This is a genomic window from Bacillus sp. FJAT-14266 (assembly GCF_001719225.1).
GTDB classification, from domain to species: domain Bacteria; phylum Bacillota; class Bacilli; order Bacillales; family Bacillaceae; genus Bacillus; species Bacillus subtilis.
Map to the genome: position 1 here is coordinate 1,917,102 of NZ_CP017072.1, position 15,184 is coordinate 1,932,285.

General features: G+C 43.9%; 17 protein-coding genes. 11 read left to right on the plus strand and 6 right to left on the minus strand.

Features of this window, described 5'->3' with window-relative positions:
* Positions 1–62: 62 nt before the first annotated feature.
* Entirely contained in the window at positions 63–1,232 is a 1,170-nt protein-coding gene (bmr, locus tag BGM23_RS10100) for a multidrug efflux MFS transporter Bmr (protein ID WP_015251751.1), read from the minus strand.
* 100 nt (positions 1,233–1,332) lie between these two features.
* The gene (locus BGM23_RS10105) at positions 1,333–2,226 is read right to left on the minus strand and encodes a diacylglycerol kinase family lipid kinase (protein ID WP_015251752.1); all 894 of its coding nucleotides are present in this window, start codon (positions 2,224–2,226) and stop codon (positions 1,333–1,335) included.
* A 160-nt stretch (positions 2,227–2,386) separates the two neighbouring features.
* Here BGM23_RS10105 and brxB point away from each other — a divergent pair, with 160 nt between their 5' ends.
* From brxB to BGM23_RS10135, 6 genes are all read left to right on the plus strand, one after another.
* Complete coding sequence (brxB, locus tag BGM23_RS10110) at positions 2,387–2,824, plus strand: bacilliredoxin BrxB (protein WP_003226477.1); 438 nt, start codon at positions 2,387–2,389, stop codon at positions 2,822–2,824.
* 267 nt (positions 2,825–3,091) lie between these two features.
* Entirely contained in the window at positions 3,092–3,859 is a 768-nt protein-coding gene (gene artP / locus BGM23_RS10115; RefSeq protein ID WP_004398706.1) for an arginine ABC transporter substrate-binding protein ArtP, read from the plus strand.
* Positions 3,860–3,937: 78 nt separating this feature from the next.
* Entirely contained in the window at positions 3,938–4,597 is a 660-nt protein-coding gene (artQ, locus tag BGM23_RS10120) for an arginine ABC transporter permease ArtQ (RefSeq protein ID WP_003230340.1), read from the plus strand.
* Positions 4,590–5,312, plus strand: a complete 723-nt coding sequence (gene artR, locus BGM23_RS10125) for an arginine ABC transporter ATP-binding protein ArtM (RefSeq protein ID WP_046663562.1) — start codon at positions 4,590–4,592, stop codon at positions 5,310–5,312. The genes artQ and artR overlap by 8 nt, the downstream gene beginning before the upstream one ends.
* 70 nt (positions 5,313–5,382) lie before the next feature.
* Positions 5,383–6,351, plus strand: a complete 969-nt coding sequence (locus tag BGM23_RS10130; RefSeq protein WP_032730386.1) for an aromatic acid exporter family protein — start codon at positions 5,383–5,385, stop codon at positions 6,349–6,351.
* Between the two features lie 51 nt (positions 6,352–6,402).
* Positions 6,403–6,933, plus strand: a complete 531-nt coding sequence (locus tag BGM23_RS10135; RefSeq protein WP_046663554.1) for a L,D-transpeptidase — start codon at positions 6,403–6,405, stop codon at positions 6,931–6,933.
* Positions 6,934–6,952: 19 nt separating this feature from the next.
* Here BGM23_RS10135 and prli42 read toward each other — a convergent pair whose 3' ends face one another.
* Positions 6,953–7,045, minus strand: a complete 93-nt coding sequence (gene prli42, locus BGM23_RS21860; protein ID WP_003226489.1) for a stressosome-associated protein Prli42 — start codon at positions 7,043–7,045, stop codon at positions 6,953–6,955.
* Positions 7,046–7,134: 89 nt separating this feature from the next.
* Between prli42 and mce the strand changes: the two genes are divergently transcribed.
* The 3 genes from mce to BGM23_RS10155 are packed head-to-tail and all read left to right on the plus strand — an operon-like array spanning position 7,135 to position 10,206.
* Positions 7,135–7,557 carry a methylmalonyl-CoA epimerase gene (gene mce, locus BGM23_RS10145; protein WP_004399095.1) on the plus strand — a complete coding sequence of 141 codons (423 nt, stop codon included), beginning with the start codon at positions 7,135–7,137 and terminating at the stop codon, positions 7,555–7,557.
* Positions 7,550–9,073, plus strand: coding sequence for an acyl-CoA carboxylase subunit beta (locus tag BGM23_RS10150; RefSeq protein WP_072692739.1), 1,524 nt, complete (start codon positions 7,550–7,552; stop codon positions 9,071–9,073). The genes mce and BGM23_RS10150 overlap by 8 nt, the downstream gene beginning before the upstream one ends.
* 17 nt (positions 9,074–9,090) lie before the next feature.
* Positions 9,091–10,206 (plus strand): tripeptidase T, encoded by a 1,116-nt coding sequence (locus BGM23_RS10155; protein WP_003230352.1) that lies wholly within the window; start codon positions 9,091–9,093, stop codon positions 10,204–10,206.
* Between the two features lie 40 nt (positions 10,207–10,246).
* Here the strand turns inward: BGM23_RS10155 and BGM23_RS10160 are convergent, their stop codons facing one another.
* From BGM23_RS10160 to mifM, 3 genes are all read right to left on the minus strand, one after another.
* Positions 10,247–10,975, minus strand: a complete 729-nt coding sequence (locus tag BGM23_RS10160; RefSeq protein ID WP_038427791.1) for a YqjF family protein — start codon at positions 10,973–10,975, stop codon at positions 10,247–10,249.
* A 181-nt stretch (positions 10,976–11,156) separates the two neighbouring features.
* On the minus strand, positions 11,157–11,984 hold the full coding sequence (locus BGM23_RS10165; RefSeq protein ID WP_046663550.1) for a membrane protein insertase YidC: 828 nt from the start codon (positions 11,982–11,984) through the stop codon (positions 11,157–11,159).
* Between the two features lie 30 nt (positions 11,985–12,014).
* Positions 12,015–12,302 (minus strand): membrane protein insertion/folding monitor MifM, encoded by a 288-nt coding sequence (mifM, locus tag BGM23_RS10170; RefSeq protein WP_010886563.1) that lies wholly within the window; start codon positions 12,300–12,302, stop codon positions 12,015–12,017.
* 72 nt (positions 12,303–12,374) lie between these two features.
* Between mifM and BGM23_RS10175 the strand changes: the two genes are divergently transcribed.
* Complete coding sequence (locus BGM23_RS10175; protein ID WP_004398755.1) at positions 12,375–13,619, plus strand: DNA polymerase IV; 1,245 nt, start codon at positions 12,375–12,377, stop codon at positions 13,617–13,619.
* Positions 13,620–13,728: 109 nt separating this feature from the next.
* On the plus strand, positions 13,729–15,138 hold the full coding sequence (gene gndA / locus BGM23_RS10180; RefSeq protein WP_003230365.1) for an NADP-dependent phosphogluconate dehydrogenase: 1,410 nt from the start codon (positions 13,729–13,731) through the stop codon (positions 15,136–15,138).
* Positions 15,139–15,184: the final 46 nt, after the last annotated feature.

Consider the following 15,184-nt stretch of genomic DNA (forward strand, 5'->3'; position numbering starts at 1 on the left):
CTTCTATCATCAGTATAAAGAAGAAGCGCATTCTTTGCAGTACACAAAGAATACGCTTCTTATCACGTGCTGGCTTTAAGATGTGCAGGCGATTTCCAAGCAATAGTCAGTGCAATCCCTATGGCTAAGGTGACCGTTGCAAAGTAGAAAGGATAGTTTACATCAATATCGAACAGCATTCCGCCGATAATAGGCCCGAATACATTGCCGATACTTGTAAACATTGAATTCATACCGCCGGCAAACCCCTGTTCATTTCCCGCAATCTTTGACAGGTAAGTCGTTACCGCAGGCCGCATGAGATCAAATCCGACAAATACGGTGACTGTCACCAGCAGAATCGCAACATATGAATGTACTGTTGTCAGCAAGAATACCAGACTCGTAGAGAGAATTAAGCTGTACCGAATTAAATGGATTTCGCCAAACCATCTTGTGAAGCGGTCGAATAAGACGACTTGCGTAATGGCGCCAACAATCGCTCCTCCTGTAATCATAATGGCAATGTCGCTGGCCGTAAATCCGAATTTATGATCCACGAATAATGCAAATAAAGATTCAAATGATGCTAAACCAAAAGACGAAATTAAGATAATGAGAAAAGCTATGAAATACATGGGGGCAAAAATTCGTTTAAAGCCTGTCTTCTGTCCTTTTATTTCCTGATTTTCAGGGTTTCGTTCCGGCTCGCGCAGCGTGAGGATTGATAAAATGGCTGCTAACAGTGCAAAAGCTGCCGCAAAGAAAAAAGGCAGCCGGGAATGGACTTCTGCTAAAAATCCCCCGATGCCGGGGCCGATAATAAATCCTGTTGAAATAGCGGCTGACATATAACCGAGCGCTTTTGGCCGTGTTTTAATGGTCGTGATATCTGCAATAAAAGCCGTGACCCCGGGCATAATGAAGGCTGCGCTGATACCGCCCAGCATACGGGAGATAAATAACATCTCAACTGTTTTTCCAATGCCGAACAAAAACTCCGACACACTAAAGAACAACAGGCCGATTATGATCATGATCTTGCGCCCGAAGCGATCAACCCATCGTCCGGCTATTGGTGAGACAATGAGCTGTGTAATAGCGAAGCAGGCAACCATATAGCCGACCGCGGTCCCCGATAAATGCAATTCATTCATAATGGTCGGCGTTACTGGAATCACAAGCCCGATCCCCAAAAAAGCAATAAATAAATTGGTTAATAATATAGTTAAGGTAATATTTTTCTTCTCCATATGACTTCCCCTTTTTCAAGTGTGTATCCCTTATACTGTAAGACCTCCTCCTAGGGGAGAGTCAACGGATTTGCAAAATCTTTCTAAAGCCTTATGACAGTTATTCATTTGCGGGAACAAGCATGTCGATATGCTGCGGCAGGACCTGAATGACTGCGGGTGTATGTGTATAAACTTCTCCATCCATATCCGCCTTTTTGGCAGTGTCTGTTTCAATCTCGATACGGGAAGCCTGGACATAGGACAACTCTCCGGTAAAACGATCAATTGAACCCTGTTCCATGCTCATCAGCTCCCGCAGCGCGGTGAGGTTGGTATTGCGGCATATGAGAACATCAAGTAAGCCGTCTTCAATACTGGCATCGGGGAGAGGAATTCGATTCGTTCCAATATATTGGCCATTCATCACAAGCAGCATAACGGCTTCTTCTTTAATTTCTTCTCCATCAATTTTTAATGTCATCGGAAACGATGCAGCGGATGAGACGGTTCGCAAGGCACTTGTAAAATAGCTGATTTTTCCCAATAATGCTTTTTCCGTTTCGTTGATTTGATTCGACGTTTCTGCAATTAAGCCGATCCCCCAGAAATTCAAAAAATAACGGTCATTCATCTGACATACGTCTACGCTGGTTTTTTTTCCTGACATAAGTGCTTCCGCAGCCTTTGCAAGATTTTGAGGGATGCCAAGCACTCTTGAAAAGTCGTTGCACGTGCCGCCGGGCAAAATTCCGACCGCGGGTTTTCTTTCTAGAGCGCTGATAGCATTTATGCATTGATGGATCGTGCCGTCGCCGCCGAGAATGAAGACGGTGTCGACAGAATCATCAATGGATCGGCAAAAATGATACGCATCATCCTTTTTCTTTGTCTGTTTAATAATTACCTCATCTAAATGGTGAGATAAAACCGGCACCACAGCACCAAGTGCTTTTTCTATATTTTTGTTGCCGGCATTTCCGTTATGAATCAGTAACGCTTTCCTGTGGCTCATATACAACTGCTCCTTTATTTTACTTCTGGTTATATAATCCCCTTTTTCTGTAAGCAGTAAACGAAGAGCAAAAAAAGTGCACGGCGAAGCAAAGTCATTTGCCGATATGGACGTTTCCTTGCTATCATAAGAACAGATGATGAAAAAGGAGAGGTCTTCATTGAACATGGACTTTAATTTATTTATGAATGATATTGTCCGCCAAGCGAGACAAGAAATAACAGCTGCCGGATACACCGAGCTTAAAACAGCCGAAGAGGTGGATGAGGCACTTACGAAAAAAGGAACGACGCTCGTCATGGTAAACTCTGTTTGCGGATGCGCCGGAGGAATTGCAAGACCCGCAGCCTACCATTCCGTTCACTATGATAAAAGACCTGATCAGCTCGTCACCGTTTTTGCCGGACAGGATAAAGAAGCGACAGCGCGTGCGCGTGACTATTTTGAAGGTTATCCGCCATCTTCTCCGTCCTTTGCGATTTTGAAAGACGGAAAGATCATGAAAATGGTAGAGCGCCATGAAATTGAAGGCCATGAGCCGATGGCCGTAGTGGCAAAGCTGCAGGAAGCCTTTGAAGAATATTGTGAAGAAGTATAAGACGAACAACCCGGATGCCCAAGCGGCCCGGGTTTTTTTGTGCATAAATTTCCAAGGATATATGAATAAATATTAAGGGGTTATTCAATCGGATTTGTATAGTGATTTAATTTTTATCTAGTAATATCAGAAGAGATCACTGGAAAGATAAGCTTAAAGATAATTTTTAAAAATAGTATTGCATAAAAATGAGAAACTGTTTAAAATACAAATTAACGAATAAATATTCAAATACACCAAAAGTAATGAATACGGGGGAAATGGATCATGAAAAAATGGCTCTTATTACTTGTAGCTGCTTGCATCACCTTTGCATTAACTGCGTGCGGCTCAAGCAATTCAGGTTCAGAAAGCGGAAAGAAAAAATTAATTATGGGTACTTCGGCGGATTACAAACCGTTTGAATATAAAGAAGGAGATAATATTGTCGGCTTTGATGTAGAGCTGGCAAAAGCTCTGGCAAAGAAGGCAGGCTATGAAATTGAAGTGCAGGATATGGACTTCAACAGCTTAATTACAGCGCTTAAATCAAAACAGGTGGATCTCGTTCTGTCAGGAATGACACCAACGCCTGAGCGTAAAAAACAAGTTGATTTTTCCGATGTGTATTACACAGCGAACCATATGATTGTCAGCAAAAAAGACAGCGGCATTCAATCTTTGAAAGACCTGAAAGGAAAAACAGTTGGCGTTCAGCTTGGCTCTATTCAGGAAGAGAAGGGGAAAGAGCTTTCTCCAGAATATGGTTTTAAAACAGAAGACCGCAACAGAATTTCTGATTTGGTGCAGGAAATCAAATCTGACCGCTTCGATGCCGCGATTATTGAAGACATTGTTGCAGAAGGGTATTTCAAATCAAATGATGACCTGCAAGGCTTTGTGATTCCTGATGCGAAAGCGGAAGAAGCCGGTTCAGCAATTGCTTTCAGAAAGGACAGTGAACTGACAGACAAATTCAATAAAGCGCTCAAGGAAATGGAAGATAACGGAGAGCTTGAGAAATTGAAGAAAAAATGGTTCACTGGCGAGAAGTAAAAAAGCGGCTCAACTTTTTCGTTGAGCCTTTTTATTGAATAGGAAACTTTTTTCCTGTAAGAAAAGGAGACAAAGGCTATGAATTTGGATTTTTCAGCAACGATCCCCCAAATTCCTTTTATATTAGAAGGCTTGGCAATTACATTAAAAATTGTTGTTGTATCTGCTATTATCGGACTTATACTCGGTATTGTGCTAAGCTTATGCAAGATCAGCACATTCCGCCCGTTTATCTGGATCGCTGATTTTTATACATCAGTGTTCCGAGGCACGCCTTTAGTGCTGCAGCTTATGATTGTCTATTTTGGCCTTCCTCAGCTGCTCGGATTTCAAATTGACCAGTTTTGGGCTGCGGTTGTCGCATTGTCTTTGAATTCCGCCGCTTATGTATCGGAAATTATCAGAGCCGGAATCAATGCCATTGATAAAGGGCAAAAAGAAGCTGCTGTTGCACTCGGTGTCCCGTATGGAAAAATGATGAAGGATCTGCTGCTGCCGCAGGCCTTCAAAAATATATCACCTGCAATTGTGAATGAATTAATTACGTTAACAAAAGAATCGGCGATCGTCACCGTCATCGGGCTTGGTGATGTCATGAGACGCGCATATCAAGCTGGCGCCGCCACTTACAATTACCTTGAGCCGCTCATTATCGCGGGATTGATTTATTATGTGCTTGTCCTGATTTTAACGTTTATCGGCAAGGCTGTAGAAAGGAAGCTGAAATCCAATGATTAAGGTTGAAAAGCTGTCAAAATCATTTGGGAAACACGAAGTATTAAAAAACATTTCAACAACAATCGCTGAGGGTGAGGTTGTTGCCGTGATCGGTCCTTCAGGCTCAGGCAAATCAACGTTCTTACGCTGTTTAAACCTGTTGGAAAAGCCTAACGGCGGAACCATTACAATAAAAGACACAGAGATTACGAAGCCGAAAACCAACACATTAAAGGTCCGGGAAAACATCGGGATGGTTTTTCAGCATTTTCATCTCTTTCCGCACAAAACGGTTCTCGAAAACATCATGTACGCGCCTGTCAATGTAAAAAAAGAATCAAAACAGGCTGCACAGGAGAAAGCTGAGGACCTGCTCTGCAAAGTCGGTTTGTTTGAAAAGCGAAATGACTATCCAAACCGTTTGTCTGGCGGACAAAAACAGCGTGTCGCGATTGCCAGGGCTCTTGCGATGAATCCGGACATCATGCTGTTTGACGAGCCGACCTCCGCCCTTGATCCAGAGATGGTCAAAGAAGTGCTACAGGTGATGAAAGAGCTGGTCGAAACCGGCATGACCATGGTGATTGTCACACATGAAATGGGCTTCGCAAAAGAAGTGGCAGACCGTGTGCTGTTTATGGACCAAGGAATGATTGTCGAAGACGGCAATCCGAAGGAATTTTTTATGTCGCCAAAATCCAAAAGAGCGCAGGACTTTTTAAAGAAAATATTATAGAATATAAAAAAGAAGAAGGCTGGCCGCCTCTTCTTTTTTATTGAAGAAACAAATAGAAATGGAGTCCGACATGTTTAAAATTGGTTACCGCACAACAAAGACCGCGCTTGGAACAGCTTTGGCTATTTATATAAGCCAGTTATTGCATTTGCAAAACTTCGCATCAGCAGGAATCATCACCATTTTGTGTATACAAATCACACAAAAACGGTCGCTTCAGGCCTCATGGGCCCGCTTTGCGGCATGCTGTCTGGCAATTGCTTTTTCTTATCTCTTTTTCGAGCTTATTGGCTACCACCCGTTTGTGATCGGAGCGCTTCTTTTGATATTCATTCCGATAACGGTTCTGTTAAAAATTAACGAGGGTATCGTCACCAGTTCTGTTATTATCCTTCATTTATACATGTCCGGCGGCATTACGCCTACTTTCATCTGGAATGAAGTTCAGCTGATTACGGTCGGCATCGGCGTCGCTCTATTGATGAACTTGTATATGCCGAGTCTTGACCGGAAACTGATTGCCTACCGCAAAAAGATAGAGGATAACTTTGCTGTCATTTTTGCAGAAATCGAACGGTATTTGTTAACTGGTGAGCAAGATTGGTCTGGAAAAGAAATTCCGGAAACGCACCAGCTTATTACGGAGGCTAAAAACCTGGCATATCGAGATGTGCAAAACCACATTTTGCGTTATGAAAATCTGCATTATCATTATTTTAAAATGAGAGAAAAGCAATTTGAAATTATCGAACGCCTTCTCCCTAAAGTGACATCGATCTCCATTACGGTAGATCAGGGAAAAATGATCGCTGAATTTATTCATGATTTGCGGGAGGCGATACACCCTGGGAATACAGCGTACAAATTTCTGAAAAGACTTGCTGACATGAGAAAAGAATTTGAGGAGATGCCGCTTCCGGCGACTAGAGAGGAATTTGAAGCGAGGGCCGCTCTCTTCCATCTTCTCGGCGAAATGGAACAATATTTAGTGATTAAAAGTTATTTTAAAGGAATAAAAGCGCAAAAATCACTCGGATGATTCGCATGAGCTCTTCCTTCATTGGTCAACCTAATGAAAAAGGAGGAGCTTATGCGTTTTTTCTTATGTTCGATTATTATGATGATTTCACCGATTTGGCCGCTCGGCGAAAATCCGCTGCCGGGTGATCCATATGTTATTGTCAACAAGCAAACAAATGAACTTGCTGTTATCCTCGACAACAGAGTAGAAGGCGTGTATAGTGTGGCGACTGGAAAAACAGATGATTTGACGCCTGAAGGAGAGTTTTCGGTAACGGTAAAAGCGGAAAATCCTTACTACAGAAAGAAAAATATTGAAGGGGGATCTCCTGACAACCCGCTTGGGGCAAGATGGATCGGATTTGACGCGAAAGGAACGGACGGGCGGATTTATGGAATTCATGGGACAAACCGAGAGGAATCAGTAGGAAAATTTGTGTCTAACGGCTGCATACGTATGCATAACGATGAGGTCGTTCATTTGTTTCAAACGATACCAGTAGGAACGAGAGTGCTGATCACGGACGACAACCGCTCTTTTGAGGAGATTGCCATCGAGCATAAAGCTCTGATAAAAAAGCAGGATATTCCCATTGAATAAGGCGCCTGCTTTTTTATCGTTATAGAAACATGACGATTCCTGAGAGTACAGTTGAAAGAATAAAAACTCCCAAAATCACGATCAAAACGCTTTTCATCAGTTTTTGAGACATGATTTTCACTCCTTAAACAATCTGTCTATATTTTAGCGTGTTTTGAATGGGCGGACAAGCGATATCTATTAGCGAAAGCAGGGATGAAAATGAACAGGCTTGACCATATCGGGATAGCCGTTTTTTCGATAAAAGATGCAAGAAGCTTTTATGAAAATGTATTGGGGCTTGCATTTCTTCATCAAGAAACGGTTGAAGAGCAAAAGGTGAATGTTGCTTTTTTTCAAGCTGGTAGCGTCAAACTTGAGCTGATAGAGCCGTTGACAGCTGACAGCCCCGTCCATTTATTTTTGGAGAAGAAAGGGCAAGGACTGCATCATATTGCGTTTTTGTGCAACTGCCTATCTGAACAGCTTCAAGCATTGTCTGACCAGCATGTTCAATTGATTGACAGGTTTCCAAGACAGGGAGCGAACGGGAAAAAGATCGCGTTTATTTCCCCTCGGGAAACAAACGGTGTTCTTGTAGAGCTTTGTGAACCGAAAGGAGACCAACACAATGAACATGAATGAGCACATGGATCATTTATACACGAAACGCAAGCAGGCAGAAGAAGGCGGAGGACGGGAAAAGCTGGCTCAGCAGCGGCAAAAGGGCAAGCTCACTGCTCGGGAAAGGATCATATTTCTTCTAGATCAGGACAGCTTTATCGAATTACATCCCTTCATGGAAAGTCAAGTGTTAACAAGAGAACAGCGCATGTTAGGGGATGGGGTCGTGACAGGGTACGGCACAATTGACGGCCGCTCAGTTTATGTATTTGCGCAAGACTTCACAGTGTACGGAGGGGCGCTTGGCGAAACCCATGCCAGGAAAATCTGCGCTTTGATGGATCTGGCAGCAAAAAATAAGGCGCCGATTATCGGGCTGAATGACTCAGGTGGTGCGAGAATTCAAGAGGGTGTGTTATCATTAGATGGATACGGTCACATATTTTACCGAAACGTCTTATATTCCGGAGTCATTCCGCAAATATCGGTTATTTTAGGGCCGTGCGCTGGAGGCGCTGTATATTCTCCGGCACTCACAGATTTTATATTTATGGCTGAACAGACCGGCCGGATGTTTATTACCGGCCCGAAGGTGATTGAAAAAGTGACAGGGGAACAGGTTGATGCGGAGAGCTTAGGCGGAGCGGGGATACATAATGCCGTCAGCGGAAACGCCCACTTTTCCGGACATACGGAGAAGGAGGTTCTGACAGGGGTGAGAAAACTGCTGTCTTATTTGCCGCTGAATGGCCGGACAACTGAGCCAAAGCCAGAGAAAGAGGCGTCCAGACCGTTATTAAACCGTCTAGTGCCTGCTGACACGACAAAGCCGTATGATGTTCGGACGGTGATTAAGGAGATGGCCGACCCGCAGTCTTTTTTTGAGATTCAGCCATTTTTTGCGAAGAACATTGTCATTGGGTTTGCAAGGCTGGGTGAAAAAACAATCGGCATCGTGGCGAGCCAGCCGAAGCATCTGGCGGGAAGCTTGACGATTGACGCTGCTGATAAAGCAGCAAGGTTCATCCGTTTTTGTGACGCATTTGATATCCCGCTGTTGACTGTTGAGGATGTCCCGGGGTTTCTGCCCGGTATTCAGCAAGAGCACAACGGAATCATCAGGCATGGAGCAAAATTATTGTTTGCTTATGCAGAAGCGACTGTCCCAAAAGTCACACTCATCATTAGAAAAGCGTACGGCGGCGCCTATGTGGCCATGAACAGCAAAGCAATCGGAGCGGACCTTGTGTTTGCATGGCCGAATGCTGAAATCGCAGTGATGGGTCCAGAAGGTGCGGCATCGATTTTGTATGAAAAGGAAATCAAAGCTTCAGCTGACCCGCAAAAGACGAAACGCGAAAAAACAGCGGAATACAAAAAGCAAAACGCCGGCCCATACAAAGCGGCCGCTTGTGGAATGGTCGATGACATCATTTTGCCGGAAGAATCAAGGGGAAGACTGATTCAAGCTTTTCATATGCTTGCACATAAGACAGAAGAGAGACCGAAAAAAAAGCACGGTAACATACCGCTTTAATATGGAGGGACTTACAAATGGTGAATGAAAAACGCCTGCTGGAAGAATTTTTAGAGCTTGTCCAAATTGACTCAGAAACAAAGCACGAAGCTGAAATCTGCAAAGTGCTGAAACGAAAATTTTCTGATTTAGGTGTGGACGTTAAAGAAGACGATACAATGGATATCACGGGCCACGGAGCCGGTAACCTGATTTGCACGCTAAAAGGGACAAAACAAACAGATACGATCTATTTTACATCTCATATGGACACAGTTGTACCCGGAAACGGCGTAAAACCAGTTGTAGAGAACGGTTACGTCAAAACTGACGGCACGACGATTTTAGGCGCTGATGATAAAGCGGGATTGGCTGCAATGTTTGAGGCGATTAAGGTGCTGAAAGAAGAAAACATTGAACACGGCACGATTGAATTCATCATCACAGTAGGGGAAGAATCGGGTCTGATCGGAGCGAAGGCGCTTGACCGTTCTATGATCACTGCATCCTACGGCTATGCTCTTGATTCAGACGGAAAAGTCGGAAATATCATTGTGGCCGCGCCGACACAGGCGAAGGTAAGAGCGGCAATTTTCGGGAAAACCGCTCACGCCGGGGTTGAACCTGAAAAAGGCATTTCAGCGATTACAATCGCTAGCAAAGCCATTTCAAAAATGCCATTGGGCCGTATCGATGAAGAAACAACAGCTAATATCGGCCGGTTTGAAGGCGGCACACAAACAAACATTGTGTGCGACGAAGTTCATATTCTTGCTGAAGCGCGCTCTTTAGTTCCTGAGAAAATGGAAGCTCAGGTTCAAAAAATGAAAGCTGCTTTTGAAGAGGCAGCTGCTGATATGGGCGGACGCGCAGAAGTCGAAATTGAGGTTATGTATCCGGGCTTTAAATATCAAGACGGCGACCAAGTTGTTGAAATCGCGAAAAAAGCGGCTGCTAAAATCGGACGTCCAAGCGAGCTGCAAACGAGCGGCGGCGGAAGCGACGCGAACGTAATCGCTGGTCATGGCATCCCGACGGTCAATCTTGCTGTCGGTTATGAGCAAATCCATACAAAAAATGAAAAAATGCCGATCGAAGAGCTCGTTAAAACGGCAGAAATGGTTGTTGCCATTATTGAAGAGGCGGCAAAATAAAAAAAGAAAACCCGAGTGCGATTTCCCGCATCGGGTTTTTTTAGCTCCATTTCCTAAGCGGCCAAAATAACACATCCTGTTTTTTAGCGTAATGAAGCAAGGGGTCTGACTCTGGCAATGCAATGCCGTGAGCATCAGTCACCGTATTGACTGAAATTTCCGCTTCGGCGTTTTGCAGCAGCCATGGATGATGATGGATGTCTTCGTAATAGAGTTTGTTTTGATTGGTAGTATAGAGTCTATACCGTTCTGTCAGCCAGTAATCGAGCGAATCCTTTTCTGCTGTAAAAGGCGCTGAAATGGGCCGGTATGCGGCGTGGAATGCTGCTTCTTTGTCATTTTTCCGCTTGCTGACATAGTCAATGGCATCACCGTTTTTTTCGGACTTCATATCCGCGTAAAAATAAGGCAGATGAAAGAATGTGCGAGCGCCAAGGACCGCCAGACGATGATCGGCATCTAAGCTAAAAAAATAAATGCCGGGCTTGCCTTTATACGTGACATAGGTGCGGAGGTTAAGCTCAGGAAATGCACGCGCACCGGGAATGACAGGAAGATAACGCGCCCTCAGGTTCGTGAGCATAAAGGGAAGCATGCTGATCCAAGCTTGCCCGTTATATGTATCTAATTCTAAAACGGACGGTACCAAAGCGCGAAGGATAGAAACATCAACAGGCCAGTGAGCAAATAAGACATCATTCCAGGTTTGTCTCATGATCCAGATTCCATCAGGTACAGAAATATTTTTTTGCTGAAAGCGTTCCGTCAACGTATATGCTCCTTTCGGTTGGAGGTGAGTAAAGGTATTCCCGATTTCCTTCTTTTTAAACGATACGGCTATTTTTTAGGATGGCCATTTCTGCTTCAGCCATGATAAACAAGACTGTTTGGCGCGGTATGCTTTGCAAGTAACAAAAAACAACCCCGGCTTTTCGCACGGGGTTGCTTTTTTATTTCACCGACTCAGTAAGAGCGGCTGTTTTTTTACTTTTATGATGCGTCATCTGAAGGACGATGTTTTGCACTGTCAAAAACAGTCCGCTTGTAAACCAGTACAGCGGAAGGGCTGCCGGCACATTAAGCGAGAAAATCGTCATCATCACAGGGAAGATGAACACCATCAATTTTGCGGATTGCTGCGCTGCAGGGTTTTGCGGGACAGCGGAATATTTCGCGCTCAGTTTTTGAGCGATATAGGCTTGGACAAAATACATAATCCCTGCACTAAGGGACAAGAGAATATCAGATTGCCCTAAACTGAACCATAGAAACGAGTGTGACGCAATTTCAGGTGTTGAGCGAATCGCGTAATAAAGCCCAATCATAATCGGAGACTGAATCAGCATTGGAAGACAGCCCATCGCAAGCGGGTTGATATTATGCTCCTGATACAGCTTCATCATTTCCATTTGCAGCTCTTTTTGCTTTTCCGGGTCCTTCGTCTTTTTCAACTTAACCTGGATACTGTCAACCTGAGGTTTAATAACGGCCATTTTCTCTTGGAAGATGCGCTGTTTTTTGAACTGATTGACAAACAAAGGCAATACAACTATACGCACAATAATGGTTACGAGGATAATAGAGAGTCCGTATTCTCCGTGAAACAGCCCGGCAACACCCTTAAGCAGAGCGGAAAACGGTTCGATTAAATAATCGTGGAAAAAACCTACGTTGCTGAGGCCTCCCACCTGATTAGTCGCTGCAAATGCAGCATTGCCCGAGCATAATACGATCAAAAAGATACCCATAGCCAAAAGTTTTTGATATGTTTTTAACAATTTTGTTCTCCTCCTTTTTATAAATGCGGTTTATAAAAGAAGAGAACCGGCGTCTTCCTCATCGTTCACAGGCGAATTCATGCGGAAGACTTTACGTATCCAAGTTGTAATGCGATGATATATAATAATAAGAAAGTCTGTTCGGTTAATGTGAAAGACCGTCTGATGTTCATCTGTTCGTTTTGATTTCCATTGCTCGCCCGCACGGCACTCCCGTAAGAGGAATGCAATCCCGATTGCCGTTAGAGCAGGAAGAATAATTGTGAAAAAATCGACTAAGAATAAAACGTCATTTATCGATTCCACAAACATTGTCATCACATCCATTCAATAGCTTCATTTTACTATATGTACAAGCTGTTGTCTAATGACCGAAAAGGAGATTTGTTTATGCCGGGAAAGAGCCGAATTATTTTCCATATTGATATGAATAGCTTTTATGCGTCGGTTGAAATGGCATATGATCCGGCTCTCCGGGGAAAGCCGGTCGCAGTTGCCGGAAACGTAAAGGAGCGAAAGGGCATTGTGGTAACATGCAGCTACGAAGCAAGAGCGCGCGGCGTCAAAACAACGATGCCGGTTTGGCAAGCGAAGCGCCATTGTCCTGAGCTCATCGTTCTTCCGCCGAACTTTGACCGCTATAGAAACTCTTCACGAGCGATGTTTACCATTCTTCGTGAATATACTGACCTAGTGGAGCCTGTCTCCATCGACGAAGGCTATATGGACATGACCGATACACCATACAGCAGCCGCGCTCTAGAGACGGCAAAAGAAATCCAAAGCAGGCTGCAAAAAGAGCTGCTGCTCCCGTCAAGCATAGGGATTGCACCGAATAAATTTCTCGCTAAGATGGCGTCTGATATGAAAAAACCGCTTGGAATTACGATCTTAAGAAAGAGGCAAGTGCCCGATATCCTGTGGCCGCTTCCTGTTGGAGAGATGCACGGAGTCGGCAAAAAGACAGCGGAAAAACTGAAGGGACTCGGCATCCATACAATCGGAGAGCTAGCTGCAGCTGATGAACACTCGCTGAAGCGCCTGCTTGGCATCAACGGTCCGCGCCTTAAAAATAAAGCAAATGGCATTCACCATGCGCCGGTTGACCCGGAGCGCATTTACGAATTTAAAAGCGTCGGCAACTCATCGACACTTTCCCATGATTCCAGTGATGAAGAAGAGCTGTTAGGCGTTTTTAGAAAGCTTGCCGCTTCTGTGAGTGACCGTTTACAGCGCAAGGAAGTCATGGCTTCGAAGCTTTTTATTATGATTAGATATGCGGATTGGAGAACCATCACAAGAAGCACTACGCTGAGAAACCCGATTGATCAAAAAAATGACATTTTGAAAGAAGCGGAGCACCTCTTTTTTAAACATTGGAATAAAAATCCTGTCAGGCTGCTTGGCATTACCGGAACGGATTTAGTAGAAAAAGAGCAGGCCTATAAACAGCTCGATTTGTTCAGCTTTAATGAAGATGCGAAGGATGAGCCCATTCAGCAGATGATGGAAAAGCTGAATAAAAAGTACGGTACCAAACTGATCAGAAAAGGGGCAACGTTAAAAAAAGAGGAGAGCAAAACAAAGGGAACAAGCTTTAATAAAGATTTTTTTCAAGATGAAAAGAAAAGCTGAATCGCTTGAAAAAAAGGGTGAATGTATGGTAATTTCTTTATTATAAATATCATTTTATTTTAATTTAAATTTTAAAATGATTAAACGTTTGCAGAAGGGACGTTAGAATATGTCAAAACAACAAATCGGCGTTATCGGACTTGCGGTCATGGGTAAAAATCTGGCTTTAAATATCGAAAGCCGGGGATTTTCTGTTTCTGTTTACAACAGATCAAGCAGTAAAACTGAGGAGTTTTTACAGGAGGCAAAAGGAAAAAATGTTGTTGGCACTTACAGCATTGAAGAATTTGTCCAATCCTTGGAAACACCGCGCAAAATCTTATTAATGGTTAAAGCGGGAACTGCAACAGATGCGACAATTCAATCTCTTCTTCCTCATCTAGAGAAGGATGATATTTTAATTGACGGCGGTAATACATACTATAAAGATACACAGCGCCGTAACAAAGAACTCGCTGAAAGCGGCATTCATTTTATCGGAACAGGCGTTTCCGGCGGAGAAGAAGGAGCGCTTAAAGGACCTTCTATCATGCCTGGCGGACAAAAAGAAGCACATGAGCTTGTAAAACCGATTCTTGAAGCCATTTCTGCAAAAGTTGACGGAGAACCTTGTACGACATATATCGGTCCGGACGGCGCCGGCCATTACGTAAAAATGGTGCACAACGGAATTGAATACGGAGATATGCAGCTGATCTCTGAATCATATTTCATTCTGAAACAGGTGCTGGGCCTTTCTGCTGATGAGCTTCATGAAGTTTTCGCTGAATGGAATAAAGGTGAGCTTGATAGCTACCTGATTGAGATTACGGCTGACATCTTCACAAAAAAAGACGAAGAAACAGGCAAACCGCTTGTTGATGTGATTCTTGATAAAGCAGGCCAAAAAGGAACAGGAAAATGGACAAGCCAAAGCGCACTTGACTTAGGCGTTCCGCTTCCGATTATTACTGAATCTGTATTCGCACGCTTTATCTCAGCTATGAAGGAAGAGCGTGTAAAAGCGAGCGGACTTCTTTCAGGACCAGAAGTGAAGCCTGTTACAGAAAATAAAGAAGAGCTGATTGAAGCGGTCAGAAAAGCGTTGTTCATGAGTAAAATCTGTTCATACGCGCAAGGATTTGCCCAAATGAAAGCTGCTTCTGAAGAATACAACTGGGATCTGAAATATGGTGAAATCGCTATGATCTTCCGCGGTGGTTGCATCATTCGCGCGGCATTCCTTCAGAAGATCAAAGAAGCTTACGATCGCGAGCCTGAGCTTGACAACCTGCTTCTTGACAGCTATTTCAAGAATATTGTAGAAAGCTATCAAGGAGCGCTTCGCCAAGTGATTTCACTTGCAGTTGCCCAAGGTGTGCCGGTGCCATCATTCTCAAGCGCATTAGCCTACTATGACAGCTACCGCACAGCCGTACTGCCTGCAAACTTAATCCAAGCACAGCGCGACTACTTTGGCGCTCATACTTATGAGCGTACTGACAAAGAAGGCATCTTCCATACTGAATGGATGAAGTAATCAATAGAAACCCCGAAGCTCTTAAGCTTTGGGGGTTTTGTTATTA

Bases quoted from the DNA above. Each gene is read 5' to 3' on its own strand.
- prli42 (WP_003226489.1), bottom strand. From the start codon at position 7,045: ATGTCTCAAAAACTGATGAAAAGCGTTTTGATCGTGATTTTGGGAGTT.
- BGM23_RS10155 (WP_003230352.1), top strand. From the start codon at position 9,091: ATGGTGAATGAAAAACGCCTGCTGGAAGAATTTTTAGAGCTTGTCCAA.
- BGM23_RS10175 (WP_004398755.1), top strand. From the start codon at position 12,375: ATGCCGGGAAAGAGCCGAATTATTTTCCATATTGATATGAATAGCTTT.
- artR (WP_046663562.1), top strand. From the start codon at position 4,590: ATGATTAAGGTTGAAAAGCTGTCAAAATCATTTGGGAAACACGAAGTA.
- mifM (WP_010886563.1), bottom strand. From the start codon at position 12,302: ATGACAATGTTTGTGGAATCGATAAATGACGTTTTATTCTTAGTCGAT.
- artQ (WP_003230340.1), top strand. From the start codon at position 3,938: ATGAATTTGGATTTTTCAGCAACGATCCCCCAAATTCCTTTTATATTA.
- BGM23_RS10135 (WP_046663554.1), top strand. From the start codon at position 6,403: ATGCGTTTTTTCTTATGTTCGATTATTATGATGATTTCACCGATTTGG.
- artP (WP_004398706.1), top strand. From the start codon at position 3,092: ATGAAAAAATGGCTCTTATTACTTGTAGCTGCTTGCATCACCTTTGCA.
- BGM23_RS10130 (WP_032730386.1), top strand. From the start codon at position 5,383: ATGTTTAAAATTGGTTACCGCACAACAAAGACCGCGCTTGGAACAGCT.
- BGM23_RS10150 (WP_072692739.1), top strand. From the start codon at position 7,550: ATGAATGAGCACATGGATCATTTATACACGAAACGCAAGCAGGCAGAA.
- mce (WP_004399095.1), top strand. From the start codon at position 7,135: ATGAACAGGCTTGACCATATCGGGATAGCCGTTTTTTCGATAAAAGAT.
- BGM23_RS10105 (WP_015251752.1), bottom strand. From the start codon at position 2,226: ATGAGCCACAGGAAAGCGTTACTGATTCATAACGGAAATGCCGGCAAC.
- gndA (WP_003230365.1), top strand. From the start codon at position 13,729: ATGTCAAAACAACAAATCGGCGTTATCGGACTTGCGGTCATGGGTAAA.
- bmr (WP_015251751.1), bottom strand. From the start codon at position 1,232: ATGGAGAAGAAAAATATTACCTTAACTATATTATTAACCAATTTATTT.